This window comes from Candidatus Burkholderia verschuerenii (assembly GCF_001189365.1).
GTDB lineage: Bacteria > Pseudomonadota > Gammaproteobacteria > Burkholderiales > Burkholderiaceae > Caballeronia > Caballeronia verschuerenii.
Map to the genome: position 1 here is coordinate 1 of NZ_LFJJ01000054.1, position 14,942 is coordinate 14,942.

Sequence of the window (14,942 nt, forward strand, 5' to 3'; positions counted from 1 at the left end):
GCGCTGCATGCGGTGCTGTGTGCGGCCGGCTACAACCTGCGCTGGCTGCTGCGCGCGATCGTTCGTCTGGGCCTTGGCCCTATATTCTTTTTGCTGCTCGCGTGGGCGCGTTTTCAGCTCAACGTCACGCCTCAACCTCTACTCGTGCGCTGCAGACCTGGCTGAGATGTGCGTTTACGTCTGCACCAGACTGCGTCGTTGGGTCCATTCCGGCAAATTCAATTTTGCAGGCCCGACTACTTAGTCTAGCTATCCACGCGGTCAGCGTGCGCGTTGACCCATTCATCCGCTGCGGCAGCCGGCTTCGTGCCGTTCTGCGTCGCGAGCATCACGCCGTCGATTTCGCCCGGATTCCACTTGAATTTCTTCAGGAACGAGACGACTGTCGGTGCCTTCTTTTCGAGTTCCGGATTGATCACGTTATCGACGTGCTCCGATTCGCCGAACACCTTCTTCGGGTCTTCGAGGAATTTCAGCTTGTACTTCGCGAACATCCAGTGCGGCTTCCAGCCCGTCACGATGATCGGCTTGTTCGATGCTTCCGAACGCGCGAGTTCCGCCGTCATCGCCGAACCCGAACTCGGCAGCAGCTTGTAATCGAGGTTGTAGGCCTTGATGGCTTCGCTGGTTTTCTGCATCACGCCCGCGCCCGCATCGATGCCGACGATACGCGAATCGAATTCCGCCTTCTTCGCTTCGAGATCGGCGAGGCTCGACACATCGACATTGGCCGGCACGATCAGACCGATCTTCGCGTCTTCGAAGTTCGGACCAAGGTCCGTCACCTTCGACTTGAAGTTCTTGTAGTAGTCGCCGTGCGTCACCGGCAACCATGCGGACAGCGTCGCGTCGAGGTCGCCGCGCGCCACTCCCTGCCACATCACGCCGGCCGCGACCGGCACGAGTTGCACGGGATAACCCAGCTTCTTCTCGATCACTTTGGCAACGACGTTCGACGTCGCCACGCTGTCATCCCAGCCTTCGACGTAGCCGATCTTGATGGTCGGCTTGTCAGCGGCGTTCGCCCCAAAGCTCGCGGCAACGGCGGCAGTCATCGCGCCGAGCACGAGCATTCTTCTCATCGATTTCATTTGGTTTCCACTAAGCGGCCCCACGCCGTGTAGCGTCAGAATCACCAGCCAGAATTGGCCCGTAACGCGCTTTTCCGACATTCACTTGTTCAGAAACGACGCCCCTCCCTGCTTCTCCCCCGACACGGGCCCGCCCGAGGAATTACCCTGCCTTATTTATCGACGACGAGATCCGTCAGCGGCTTGCTGCAGCACAGCAGCACCATGCCCTGATCGATTTCGCGCTGACGGATGCCGCCCGCGTGCTTCATCGCGACCGAGCCGGACACGAGCTTGACCTTGCACGTACCGCACATGCCTTGGGTACACGATGACGGCAAACGCACGCCAGCTTTCTTCGCGGCTTCGAGCACGTTCTCGCCGCTGCCGCATTCGATATCGCGACGGCTCTTGGCGAAGCTGACCTTGAACGTCGTATCGACGACGGGCACTTCTTCGATCAGCGGCGCGACTTCGACGGCCGGATCGGGCGCGAAACCGAGCGCATGCTCGCGCGATTCGGCGAAGTCGGTGTGCGTGGCAAGCGCCTCGGCGACATGCGCAGTCGCCAGTTCCGCCGCGACTTCCTCGATCACGCCGAACGAAAAGCTTTCCTCGTGATAGTGCTTGCTGTCGAAACCGCCTTCCGCGAGCAGATCGCGCACGGCCTTCATATACGGCGCGGGACCGCAGGTGAAGATTTCGCACTCCATGAAATCCGGCGCAATCAGCTTGAGCAACGGCAGCGTCAGAAATCCCGTGATGCCGGGCCAACCCGTGCGCGCTCCCACGCGCTCGACCACGAACGACGTCCGAAAGTTATTCTGATTCGACGCGATCAGATCCAGCTCGCGCGCGAAGATGATGTCGTCCGGCGTGCGCGCGGAGTGCACGAACACGATGTCCGCATCGTCAGCGAGTTCGTGATGCGCGCGGCTCATCGACATCAGCGGGGTAATGCCCGAACCCGCCGACAGAAACAGCATCTTGCGCGCCGGATGCCGCGCGCACGTGAACTCGCCCGCCGGCCCGAGCACGCGCACCGTCGAGCCCGCGACCACGTTGTCATGCAGCCAGTTCGAGACCTTCCCGCCCAGCACGCGCTTCACCGTAATGGAAATGGTGTGCGGCCGCGTCGGCGACGACGAGATCGTGTAGCAGCGATTGATCTGCTCGCCGTCGATATCGAGCTCGAGCGTAATGAACTGGCCCGGCTCGAACACGAACGTGCGTTCGCTCGGCGCCTTGAAGAAAAAACTTTTGACGTCGTGGGTTTCCTGCCGGACATGACAGCAGACGAGCGTTTCGTCCGTGTCGCAATCCCAGCGCGCGGGCAGCGCGCCATAGAATTGCGGCTGGGTTACACGGCTCATCGTCGGCTCGAAAATGGCCTGATCACGCATCATGCTTGGCTCCTGCTCCTGCTCCTGCTGTTGGTCCGGTTATTCCACGCTCAGCGCATGAAGGAAACGACTTTCTCGCCGTGCGATGCATCGACGCCATGCGCGGGTTCGTTGGCGTAATCGCCGAGACGCGCGATATACCACTCGCAGAACTTCTCGACGAGGCCTTCGGTAAAGGGCGAATACGGACCCGGTTCGTAGGCGTTGCTCGCGACGCCGAGTTGCGAATACTCGACCAGCGTGCGGTCCTGATCGTTCGTCGCGCGCCACACGGCCGTGAGGTTATCGACGTTGTAATCGATACCTTCGCGCGCGTCCTCGTGCACGAGCCACTTCGTGCGCACGAGCGTTTCGCCCGAGGCGAGCGGAATCACGCAGAACGTCACGATGTGATCGCTCATGAAGTGATGCCACGAATTCGGTTGCGTCCAGAACGACAGACCGCCCAGGTCCGCGCGTTCGAAATCGCCGAGCAGCTTCGTGCAGGCGACTTTCGCGTCGAGCGTTTGCGATTCGCCATCGCGATCGAGCGGCAGACGTTGCGTGCGGAAACCCGACACCATGTCGCTCAGATGATCGAGTTCGACGGACGGCAGGCTCATCGCTTCCCATTGCGCGGTGCGTTCCGCGACGGTCTTTTCGAACGCCGCCATGCCTTCTTCGTTGGCCGGCGAGCGCTGGTAACCGAAGCCGTATTCATAGAGCGAAATGGTCAGCTCGGGATGGTTCGCGACGCAGTGATAGCACTCGCGATTGTTCTCCATCGTGAGCTTCCAGTTGCCCTTCTCGACGATATCGATGCTCGCCGCGATCTTCGTATCCTTCAGGCCATGCGGCAAAAGATACGGCTCCATCTGCGCGCGCAGTTCGGCGAAATCGACAGGCGGTTCATCGGCGAGACAGATGAAGATCAGGCCAGCGAGATTCTGCACATGCACCTTTTTGAGGCTATGTTTGCAGCGGTCGAACTGATCGCCCATGTGCTCGGCGAACATCAGGTCGCCGTTGAGGTTGTAAGTCCAGCTGTGATACGGGCACACAATATTGTCGAGCGAGCCTTTCTCCTGATCGCACAGGCGCGCGCCGCGATGGCGGCACACGTTGTAGAAGGCGCGGATTTCCATGTCGTCGTCGCGCACGATCAGGATCGAATCGTGGCCGATATCGACGGTCGTGTAATCGCCCGGCTCGGGAATATCCGGTTCCACGGCGACCTGAATCCACGTCTTGCGGAAAATCGCGTCGAGGTCGAGCGCGTGAATTTCCTCGCTCGTGTAGAACGGCGCCTCGAGCGTATGGCCCTTTTTGCGGCGTTCGATCATTGCGCGAACGTCTGCCGAAACTTTCATCGTGTACTCCGTTTTGCGTCACGTCTGGTGCCCCGCCAAACACCTTTGAACGCGGGCTGCTGCCATCCCTTTTCTGCTGCTTCGTCGACGTGTTTTACTGCGTTGCAAATCAATAGTCGACGAGTTGATGCTCGCGCAAATACGCCAGGATCACTTGAGCTTTTTCGACAGAACTCCCTTCAATTACGACGCTGCCGCCGCGACTTTCGTTCGTGGTTGCCGAAAGCATCCGCGCGTGGCCCGAGCGCTTCTCGGCAGCAACGAGTTTCTTCGGCTTCGCGATGATCGGGCCGACGCTCCACGCCGCGCGTTCCTTGTCGGCGGGCGCGTTCGTGGCGACCGGCGCAACGTGGCCTTCGCGCATGCGCGCATAGGCGTAACGCGGCGTCGCGTTGGCGAGCGGATGCACCGCGATGAGCGCGGGCAGTTGCGCGCGCACGCGTCGTCGCAAGCCTTTGGGCATGAACTGGCGCACGTCGACGCCGTCTTTCGATACGCTCACATCCACCGCCGATCCGACCAGCGCGACGTTCATCGCATCGGCGAGCTTGTAGGACAGCGTGCCGCTGTCGTACGCGCCTTCCGCGCGCGTGCGGTGAACACGAGGTCGTAGCCCGCGAGACGTTGCGCCAGCGCGGCGCAGGCATCGCCTTGCGTGTTCAGCACTTCGACTTTCGGCGCGCCGAGCGCGAGATATTCCTGCAACGCGGGATCGGCGGGATCGCCTGCGTGCAGCACGTCGAGTTGCGCGTGATGTGCACGGGCGATGTCGATGGCGATGGTCAGCGCCGACGCATCGTTGCGGCTGTACCGCGCCGCGCCGCTGACGGGATGACGTCCCGTGGAAACGAGTACGGCGATCTTCATGCTGCCACTCCTTCCGCAAGCGCTGCGGTCTGCACGACGCTGCTGCCGTTCGCCTTGGCCGCGCGCGCGGCGGCGGCTGCATCGGCGAGCGCTTTAATGGTTTCCTGCGTGTCCGCGACGATCGTGAGATTCGCGCGCTTGGCGATCGGCGCGCTGGCGTCGAGATTCACCGCGATCACATGACGGCAATCCTTGATGCCCTGCAAGTGCTGCACCGCGCCCGAAATGCCGAACGCGATATAGACGCTCGCCTCGACCGTCTTGCCCGTCGCGCCGATCTGCTTGTCGCGCGTGAACTTGCCGTCGTCGACCGCGACGCGGCTCGCGCCGATCGCCGCGCCCAGCGTGCTCGCCAACGCTTCGAACGCAGGCACGTCGGATACGCCGTTACCCGCCGACACGATAAAGTCCGCCTCTTCCAGCGCGACTTGCGCCGCATCCATTTCTTCGATGCCGAGATCGACATACGCGCTGAGCTTCGCCGCGGGCACGATGCCTTCGGCCTTCACGCTCTCGCCGATGCCGACGAACGGCAGCTTCGCATCGACGGCATTCGGCGCGAGCAACACGACATCGGGCAGCGCACGCGATGCGATCGCGCGATTCGCCTGCGCGTACAACGCGACATGCTGCTTGTCGATTTCCACGACATGCGTCGCGATGCTGGCGTCCGCACGCGCGGCGTAGCGCCGGCCGAGGTCGCCATCGCCGGTGGCGTTGTCGGGCATGAAAACGTGCACCGGCGTGAACGCGGCGACGCATGCCGTCAATGCGCGCACTTCTTCATCGGGCGCGAAATTGCATCGATCGAATTGCGGCAGTTCGATATAGCGATCCGCGCCCAGTGCGGCGGCATCGTCCTTGAACTCGCCGAACGCGATCAGCACGACTTCGGTCTCGGCATCCGCGAGCAATGTAGCGGCGGCGAGCGCCTGACGTCCGTGGTCGTTGAGCGCGCCGCGATCCGTGTGCGCCGCGACGAGCATCGCGCGCGTCGCGGGCTTCGTCAGACGACGCGGCTTCGCGGCTTCCTTGTGGCCGCCATGCATCGACGCGATGTCGAGCAGCGTGCCATTGCCGATCTCGCCGAGCGTGATGCGCTTCAGCCCATCCGCCGTGATGATGAAGGGACGTCGCGGATCGATTCGTTTGATGTTGTCGTTCATCGCTTCACTCCAGAGCCGCTGCGACGAGTTCGGCCACGTCGAGCACTTCGGGGCGCTCGCCGACCACGCCTTCGAGCATCGCAGTGCATTGCGGGCAACCGACCGCGACCACATCCGCGCCGACGGTTTTCGCATCGGCGATACGGATATCGGGAATGCGCTGCTTGCCTGGAATGTCGGTCAGCGGCGCGCCGCCGCCACCGCCGCAGCATCGCGCGCGCATGCCGTGACGCTCCATCTCGACCACCTTGATGCCGATGGTCTTCAGCAGCTTGCGCGGCGCTTCGGTCTCGCCGTTATAGCGGCCCAGATAGCAGGGATCGTGATACGTGATCTTTTTGTCCGCGAGCACGGCGGCGGCCTTCGGCGTCAGCTTGCCGTTGGCGACGAGTTCCGCCATGAACGCCGTGTGATGCTGCACTTCGTAATAGCCACCAAGCGCGCGATACTCGTTGCGCAGGCTGTGCAGCACATGCGGATCGGCGGTGACGATGCGGCGGAACTGATACTGCGACAGCGTGTTCATCAGCTTCGATGCGCATTGCTGGAAGGTGGCTTCGTCGCCGAGACGGCGCGCGGTATCGCCCGTATCGGTTTCGACACTGCCGAGCACGGCGTAGTCGACGCCCGCCTTGTTCAGCACCTTGGCAAGCGCGCGCAACGTGCGCTGATAGCGCATGTCGAACGCGCCTTCGCCCGCGATCAGCAGCACATCGACGAAACGTCCCGGCTGCGCGACTTGCACTTGCAAGTCCACCGACCAGTCGTAACGCGCGCCGATGTCGTAACCGTTCTGACTGCCCGTCTCGCGCAAATTCGCGAGCGTGATCGGGCCCTTGCCCGGCACGATGTCTTCGACGAGCGTCTGATTGCGCCGCATATCGACGATGGCGTCGACGTGTTCGATCAGCATCGGGCACTCTTGCACGCAGGCGCGGCAAGTCGTGCAAGACCAGATCGTGTCGGCTTCGATCATCTGCGAAATGAGCGGCTTGCCCGGCGCACCCGAGTGATTGCCGACCGCGATACCCGGCGTCGGACTGCCCGCGTATTGCGAATCGGAACCGCCGACCATGCCGGTCACCAGATCCTGAATCAGCTTCTTCGGATTCAGCGGCTGACCCGATGCGAACGCGGGACACGCCGCTTCGCACTTGCCGCATTGCACGCAGGCATCGAAGCTCAGCAACTGATTCCAGCGGAATTCCACCGGCTTGCCGACGCCGTATTCCTTCGCATCGAGCACGGGCTTCTTCAAAGCGGTCGGCGGCACGACTTCGTTCTCCGTCTTCGCCTTGAAGCGCTCCTGACGCGGATGAAACGCGAGGTGCAACAAGCCCGCCATCGCGTGCTTCATCGGGCCGCCTTTGGCCGCGCCGAAGGTCATCGTGTATCGCCCGCCGCGATCAGCAACGCAATGATGATCGCAAGCGCGCCCGACATCCACGAAGCCGGCAACAGCATGAACAACGCGAGGCCGAGCGCGAACGAGCCGAGCAGCCACGGCAAACTGTCCCACGGACCGCGCGACAGACGCGCGGGTACGTCCTTCGCATTACGGCGCTTCCACACGAACACCGCGCCGACCAGCATGATGATCGCCGCGACGAAGATCAGCTTGTCGAGCCACGGCGAATAGATCGCGAGGCCGTAGTTGAGGAAGACGAGCGCCATCGCGAGGATCGCGCCGCCCGCGGTTGCGACGTGCGTCTTGGCGATATACGGATCGCGCGCGACGACATGATGCAGATCGACGAAATAACGCTTCGGGATGGTCAGCAGATTGGCCCAGCCGTATGCGCCTGCGGTCGTCGCGCGGCCTTCGCGCCAGAAGGCCGCGCGCTTCATCACGGCGAACGCGAGGCCCGCCACCGACAGCCACAACAGCACGGTGATGACAAACACGGGATTCATCGTTCGATACCTCGTCAGAAGTCTTTGCAGAGGCGCAGCGAATCGTAAATCGCGCTGTGGATGTTGTGCATCGAGATGCAATCGCCGACGCGGAACAGCACGAAGCGGCCATTGTCGAGCTCTTCGCTCAGACACGGTTGTGCTTCGGATGCGAACAGCTTGTGCACATCGACTTGCCCGCGATTGATCGACTCGGGCTTGAGCTTCCAGTAGAGCGCGTCGTTCGGCGTAATGCCGTTCTCGACCACGACCTGATCGACCGCGCGCTCTTCCTGCTCTTCGGTGTATTCGTTGCGGATCACGGCGATCTTCTTGCCGTCTTCCTCGTACACCTTGTCGAGCCAGTAATTCGGCGTATGGATCACGCCTTGCGCATAGAGACGGCGATAGAAGATCGGGAACGTGGTGCCGCCGGTATCGTCGGCGACTTTGACATCGGGCGTGACGATCTCGACATTCGCACCGCGCGACGCGATGAAGTCCGCGACGCCCGCGCCTGCATGCATCGACACGCCGTCATAGACGAGCACGTTCTTGCCCGGCTCGACCTTGCCCAAGAGAATGTCCCACGAATTCACGGCGAGACCTTGCTCGACGCCCCAAGCAGGCACCTGATCGGTGAACGACGAACCGCCCGTCGCGAGCACGACGATGTCCGGCTTTTCCGCCATGATCATCTTCTCGTCGGCGGCGACGCCCAGACGGCGATCGACGCCCAGTCGCTTCGTTTCCATATCGAACCAGCGCACGATGCCGGCCATCTGTTCGCGCTGCGGCGCTTTGGCCGCGAGCATGATCTGACCGCCGACGTAATCGTTCTTCTCGAACAGCACGACATCGTGACCACGCGAACGCGCGACACGCGCCGCTTCGAGTCCGGCGGGACCCGCGCCGACCACGACGACCTTGCGCTTCGGACCACGCGACTTCTCAATGACATGCGGCATCGTCTCTTCGCGCGATGTCGCAGCGTTCTGCACGCACAGCACGTCGAGCCCGTTGTACTGACGGTCGATGCAATAATTCGCGCCGACGCACTGCTTGATTTCGTCTTCACGGCCATCGCGAATCTTGATGACCATATGCGGATCGGCGATCTGTGCGCGCGTCATGCTGACGAGATCGACCATGCCGTTGGCCAGCAGCCGCTCGGCCTGACCTGCATCGCGGATACTTTGCGCATGCATGATCGGCAGCTTCACGACCGACTTGATGCCTGCCGCGAGATGCACGAACGGCTCGGGCGGCAGCGCCATCGGCGACATGCAGTTGGCGAGCGTGTTGTGCGTATCCGCGCCCGAACCGATCACGCCGATGTAATCGATGAGGCCAGTTTCCGACATCGCATGCGCGATTTCTTTGAGGTTCTCGTGCGAGAGACCGTCCTCATGAAACTCGTCGCCGCACATGCGCAGGCCGACGCAAAAAATCAGGACCGACCGCTTCGCGCACGGCGGTCAGCACTTCCACACCGAAGCGCAGACGGTTCTGCAGCGAGCCGCCCCATTCGTCGGTACGGAAGTTGGTGCGCGGGCTCCAGAACTGGTCGATCAAATGCTGGTACGCAGCCGAAATTTCGATGCCGTCCATGCCCGCATCCTTCACGCGCTTCGCGGCCGCCGCGAAGTCCTGAATGATGCGCTTGATCTCTTCGATCTCGATAATCTTCGCGTTACCGCGATGCACCGGCTCGCGCACGCCCGACGGCGACATCAGGTGCGGCCAATGCTCGCCGTGCCATGCGGAACGGCGGCCCATGTGCGTCGCCTGAATCATGATGAACGCGCCATGACGATGCATGGCTTCGGCCAGCCGCGACAGCGGGTCGATCACTTTATCGGTCGAGAGATTGACCGACTTCCACCAGCCCTGCGGACTATCCACCGATACGGGACTCGAACCGCCGCACACGGCAAGACCCACGCCGCCTTTCGCTTTTTCCTCGTAATAGCGGATATAGCGATCGCCGGGCAGACCGCCCGGTTCGGCATAGACCTCGGCATGCGCGGTGCTGACGATACGGTTACGCAGAGTCAGCTTGTTCAGCTGAAGAGGCTTGAAAAGGTTCGGGTAACGCATTGCGATCGACCTCGGAATGGTTTTGCTTTGGCTGCTGTTGCCTGGTTACAGCGGCGACACTTCGAACACGCAGTGATCGTGTCCTTCGGCCGCGCATTGCGTCTCGACGGACTTCGAACGCGGGCCTTTCTTCGCGCTATCGGGTGCGGTGTCGTTGACCCAATCCATCGCGCCGGCGAACCAGCCTGCGAACATGTAGCAGAGCTTGCCCGGCTGCTGAAGCACGAACGACGAGTTACGCAGATGAATGCGCGCATGCGAGGTCGCCGGATCGCTCTCGACGATATCGAACAGGCCCCAGCCGCGTTGCGACAGACGCTTCAGATAGTGTTCGAACACGGCCATGCCGCTGATGCCGTGCTTCTCGGCTTCCTTATCGCACCAGTGATAAGCGGATTTGTAGCCGGTCTTGTAAAGAATCTCGGCATACGTCTCGACGCCGAGCGCTTCTTCCACGGCGACGTGATTGTTCGTGAAGAAGTGACGCGGCACGTAGAGCATCGGCAGCGCGTCGGTGGTCCAGACGCCGGTTTGCGGATCGACGTCGATAGGCAGTTGCGGTTGCATCGCAGGGTTCCTTTTTTGTTTTGAGCGGTCAGACGTTCCAGACTTCGCCGAAGAAACGCATCCAGTTGCCGCCCATCACTTTCTTGATGCGCGATTCGCTCCAGCCGGCCTTTTCCATCGCGGCCGTGAGGTTCGGGAATTCGCCGATGGTTCGGATTCCTTCCGGATTGACGAATTTGCCAAAATTCGTCAGGCTGCGATAACGGCCCTTGTCGTGCGTGATCCAGTCGAAGAATTCGGTGCTGTAACCTTGCGTGAAGTCCGTGCCGATACCCACGTTGTCTTCGCCGATCACATTGATGGTGTATTCGATCGCTTCGAGGTAATCGTCGACGGTCGCGTCCGGACCCTTCTTGAGGAACGGCGAGAACATCGTGACGCCGACGAAGCCGCCTACATCGACGATCTCGCGCAGCTGGTCATCGCTCTTGTTGCGCGGATGATCCTTGAGACCCGACGGGCAGCAGTGCGAATACGTGACCGGCTTCTTCGAGCAGGCGATCGCATCCGACGAAGTCTTCGCGCCCACATGCGACAGATCGACCATGATGCCCACGCGATTCATCTCGTGAATCACTTCCTTGCCGTAGCCCGACAAGCCGCCGTCCGGTTCATAGCAACCCGTGCCGACGAGGTTCTGCGTGTTGTAGCAAAACTGCACGACATTCACGCCGAGTTCCTTGAACACCTCGATATAGCCGAGGTTATCTTCGAACGCATACGAGTTCTGGAAGCCGAAAATGATGCCGGTCTTGTTCTCTTTCTTCGCGCGCAAGATGTCGTCGGTCGTGCGTACCAGCGTGAGAATCTCGCTGTATTCGCGGATCTGCTGCTTCATTTCCGCGATGTTGTCGATGGTCTTCTGGAAGTCTTCCCACACCGATACGGTGCAGTTCACGGCCGTCACGCCGCCCTTGCGCATGTCCTCGAACACGGAGCGCTCGAACTTCGAAATGTTCAGGCCGTCGATGATGATGCTGTTGTCGTGCAGGGTGCTCATCTTGGTGTGCTCCGTGTGGGATCAATAGATGGGGAAGCGTTCGCACAGCGCGAAAATCTCGCGACGCACGCGTTGTTCGGTTTGCGGATCGCCTTCGGGGTGATCGCGCAGCGAATCGAATACTTCGAGAATCAGACGGCCGACTTCGCGGAACTCGTTCACGCCGAAGCCGCGCGTCGTGCCCGCGGGCGTGCCGAGGCGAATGCCTGACGTGATGGTCGGCTTCTCGGTATCGAACGGAATGCCATTCTTGTTGCAGGTGATGCCCGCGCGTTCGAGCGCCTGCTCCACCTGATTGCCCTTGAGACCCTTCGGACGCAGATCGACGAGCAGCAGATGGTTGTCCGTGCCGCCCGTAACGAGATCGACGCCGCCAGCTTTTAGCACTTCGCCGAGCGCTTGCGCATTGGCCAGCACGTTGTCGATATAGGTCTTGAAGCCCGGTTGCAGCGCTTCGCCGAACGCGACGGCCTTGCCTGCGATCACATGCATCAGCGGACCGCCTTGCAGGCCGGGGAACACGGCCGAGTTGATCTTCTTGGCGATGTCTTCGTCATTCGTCAGGATGAAGCCGCCGCGCGGACCGCGCAGCGTCTTGTGCGTGGTCGACGTCACCACATGCGCGTGATCCACCGGATTCTGATGACGTCCCGCCGCGATGATGCCCGCGATATGCGCCATATCGACCATCAGCTTCGCGCCCGCGTTGTCGGCGATCTTGCGCAGACGCGCGAAATCGAGCGCACGCGGATAAGCCGAAAAGCCCGCGATAAGCAGCGTCGGCTTGTGCTGCTGCGCGAGTTCTTCGATCTGCTCGTAGTCGATCAGCATCGTGTCGCGATTCACGCCGTATTGAACCGCGTTGAACCACTTGCCCGAGAGCGCGGGCTTCGCGCCGTGCGTCAGGTGGCCGCCTGCATCGAGCGACATGCCGAGCACGGTGTCGCCCGGCTTGGTCAGCGCGAGCATGACCGCGCCGTTGGCCTGCGCGCCGGAGTGCGGCTGCACATTGGCGAACCTGGCGTTGAAAATCTCTTTGATACGATCGATGGCGAGTTGCTCGACTTCGTCGGCGAATTCGCAGCCGCCGTGATAGCGCTTGCCGGGATACCCTTCCGCGTACTTGTTCGTCAGCACCGAGCCTTGCGCTTCGAGCACCGCGCGCGACACGATGTTTTCCGACGCGATGAGCTCGATTTGCGATTGCTGGCGCTCCAGCTCTTTAAGAATTGCGCCGCGCACGGCGGTGTCGCGCGTGGCGAGCGAGTCATCGAAGAAGGGATTCGAGTTCGGCATGGCAAAGGTCCGTGAGTCGAGAGTAACGGTCGTGAGACAAAGGCCTGGCGGGGGTTACAGCGATTTCGCGCAAGCCTTGCCCGATGCGTCAATTGTTGACTTTCGCCCTTCCGGCCAATTTACGAATTTAGACGTGTTCTTTGCCTTTTCCGACATGGACGTCTGTTTTCGACAAGTAGCGTCGGCGGATTCGGTGTAGTCGATTTCAGTGCGCGCGCCGCACTGCGGCGGAACGATCGTGCGCTTCGGCGGTGCGCGCCTTGCCATGCCTGGCTTCGCGCCGGTGCGCGATCCCTTGAAAGCACAAGCCTTGCCTTGGATTCCTCAGGGTTTAGCCTGATGGTATGGTAGTTGCCCTCGAAATCAGAATGAGAAAAGCGGCAAAAAAAACGAAAACGTGCCGTTGGTAAGGGTTTATTAAGCGGTTTTTAAAACGGTTTTTACAGCAGGCCGTCAAGACGTTTAGAAGCCCCGGTGTTTAGCTAGCGCCGCCAAACAATAGGTTGGAAGGAATCACTCCCCACATGTCTCTCGATCGCACGGCAGGGCTGTCGCACTTCGCGTTCATGCCAGTACCCAACTTCACGATGATCGCTTTCACCAATGCGATCGAAGTCCTGCGTATGGCGAACTATCTGACGGGACAACCGCTTTACCGATGGTCGATCGTAAGTCCGGACGGTGGTCCGGTGACGGCGAGCAACGGGCGGTCCGTCGATACGGGACCGGTCGATTGCGTCGGCCAACCGGATATCGTGTTCGTGGTCGGCGGCATCGATGTGCAGCGTTCGACGACCAATCAGCATCTTGCGGCGTTGCGTCGTTTCGCGCGGACAGGCAGCGTGCTCGATTCCTTGTGTACGGGCACGTATGCTTTGGCGCGTGCCGGTTTGCTTGCCGGTTACGCTTGCGCGATTCACTGGGAAAACATGTCGGCGCTTAAGGAAGAGTTTCCCGACACGCGTTTTCTTAAGGAATTATTCGTTATCGATCGCGATCGCGTGACGTGCACGGGTGGCGTCGCGCTGCTCAATCTGATCGCATCGCGCGTGGGGACTGCGCGGGTGACGCAGATCGCCGAGCAGTTTATTGTCGAGCATGTGCGGGATACGAGTGCGCAGCAGCGCATGCCTTTGGTGGCGCGGCTTGGGTCCGCTAATAAGTCGCTTTTCGAGGTCATCTTCCTGATGGAGAACAATATCGAAGAGCCTTTGTCGCGCGAAGAACTGGCGCGGCTTGCCGGGATGTCGCAACGGCAATTGCAGCGGCTCTTCCATGAGCATCTCGGGACGACGCCTACGCATTACTATCTGACTCTACGTCTGCGACGCGCGCGGGAATTGCTGCTTCAGACGGATATGTCGATTATGCATATCACGATGGCTTGTGGGTTTCAGTCTGCATGCCATTTTTCTAAGAGCTATCGGGATGCGTTTGGGACTGCGCCTACTCGGGAGCGGAGGAAGCAAGTGCCTTCGCTTTCTTCTGTGCCCTCTTCTGTGATGGTTGCTTAGGGGTTCTTTTACTGGTATCGGGATTTCTTTTTCAGTAGCCGCCTTCCCAGCGGGGGGTTACTTTCTTTGCGGCGGCAAAGAAAGTAACCAAAGAAAGCCGCTTGGCCGATCCTAAGCACCTTCTTGAGCGGCCCCGGCACAGTATTAGAAACTTGGCACAGCAATAGCGAGTGTCTTCACAGTCTGTCCGCGCGCTGGTTCCCATGCGATCCACTCTTCCTCGCCTACCTCGGTATCGGTCCCCTTCGGCTTACTCCGGCCTCGCTGCGCGGCCGGTTTAGGGCCGTTTGGACAACCGGCAGGTGATCAACGAAACGACCTCGAACGCCTCATCGGTTTTATCGTTATTCGGCCGTACCTCGGTTAAGGCTTAGACGAAGAACATGCGCCATGTGTAGCTAAAGGCAATTAAGAGCAAGGCAGCGAGATGCGAATCGTGACCCAAGCCACACCGCACCAAGCTTTAGAGCATTGAGTGTTCTTCGCTAAATGCAACACATGGAGCGCGTGCGAATGCTGACGATCAAACGCGGCGCTAACTCAAACTCGCGACTTCGACTAGATCTGCGAGAGCATCGTTACTCGCGAAAGCGCTAGGCTCTGTTCACATTTGAAGAAATGTGTTTACATCTCATCTTTTGCGTAAGCGATCAAGATGAGTCGAATGTTGCTGACCGATGAGATATGGGGACGACTGGAGTCCATTGTTCCGGGTAA

General features: G+C 60.7%; 8 protein-coding genes and 3 pseudogenes. 1 reads left to right on the top strand and 10 read right to left on the bottom strand.

What is annotated here, in order from left to right; genetic code table 11:
- Window positions 1–245: 245 nt before the first annotated feature.
- The 10 genes and pseudogenes from BVER_RS12120 to BVER_RS12165 form a co-directional block, all read right to left on the bottom strand.
- The gene (locus BVER_RS12120; RefSeq protein WP_050453503.1) at window positions 246–1,091 is read right to left on the bottom strand and encodes a glycine betaine ABC transporter substrate-binding protein; all 846 of its coding nucleotides are present in this window, start codon (window positions 1,089–1,091) and stop codon (window positions 246–248) included.
- Between the two features lie 152 nt (window positions 1,092–1,243).
- Window positions 1,244–2,476 (bottom strand): FAD-binding oxidoreductase, encoded by a 1,233-nt coding sequence (locus BVER_RS12125; RefSeq protein WP_050453504.1) that lies wholly within the window; start codon window positions 2,474–2,476, stop codon window positions 1,244–1,246.
- 47 nt (window positions 2,477–2,523) lie between these two features.
- Window positions 2,524–3,822: an aromatic ring-hydroxylating oxygenase subunit alpha gene (locus tag BVER_RS12130; RefSeq protein WP_050453505.1), complete on the bottom strand. Its 1,299-nt coding sequence runs from the start codon at window positions 3,820–3,822 to the stop codon at window positions 2,524–2,526.
- A 109-nt stretch (window positions 3,823–3,931) separates the two neighbouring features.
- Window positions 3,932–4,689: pseudogene (locus BVER_RS12135) on the bottom strand (electron transfer flavoprotein subunit beta/FixA family protein).
- Complete coding sequence (locus tag BVER_RS12140) at window positions 4,686–5,855, bottom strand: electron transfer flavoprotein subunit alpha/FixB family protein (RefSeq protein ID WP_050453506.1); 1,170 nt, start codon at window positions 5,853–5,855, stop codon at window positions 4,686–4,688. Before BVER_RS12140 ends, BVER_RS12135 begins: the two are co-directional and overlap by 4 nt.
- A gap of 4 nt (window positions 5,856–5,859) precedes the next feature.
- Window positions 5,860–7,769 (bottom strand): annotated as a pseudogene (locus BVER_RS12145) ((Fe-S)-binding protein).
- Window positions 7,770–7,783: 14 nt separating this feature from the next.
- Window positions 7,784–9,848: pseudogene (locus BVER_RS12150) on the bottom strand (oxidoreductase).
- A 45-nt stretch (window positions 9,849–9,893) separates the two neighbouring features.
- The gene (locus tag BVER_RS12155) at window positions 9,894–10,415 is read right to left on the bottom strand and encodes a DUF5943 domain-containing protein (protein ID WP_050453507.1); all 522 of its coding nucleotides are present in this window, start codon (window positions 10,413–10,415) and stop codon (window positions 9,894–9,896) included.
- Window positions 10,416–10,443: 28 nt separating this feature from the next.
- A complete protein-coding gene (locus BVER_RS12160) occupies window positions 10,444–11,415 on the bottom strand; it encodes a dipeptidase (protein ID WP_050453508.1) in 972 nt (323 codons plus the stop codon).
- A 21-nt stretch (window positions 11,416–11,436) separates the two neighbouring features.
- On the bottom strand, window positions 11,437–12,711 hold the full coding sequence (locus BVER_RS12165) for a serine hydroxymethyltransferase (RefSeq protein WP_050453509.1): 1,275 nt from the start codon (window positions 12,709–12,711) through the stop codon (window positions 11,437–11,439).
- Window positions 12,712–13,235: 524 nt separating this feature from the next.
- Here BVER_RS12165 and BVER_RS12175 point away from each other — a divergent pair.
- Entirely contained in the window at window positions 13,236–14,225 is a 990-nt protein-coding gene (locus BVER_RS12175; protein WP_050453511.1) for a GlxA family transcriptional regulator, read from the top strand.
- Window positions 14,226–14,942: the final 717 nt, after the last annotated feature.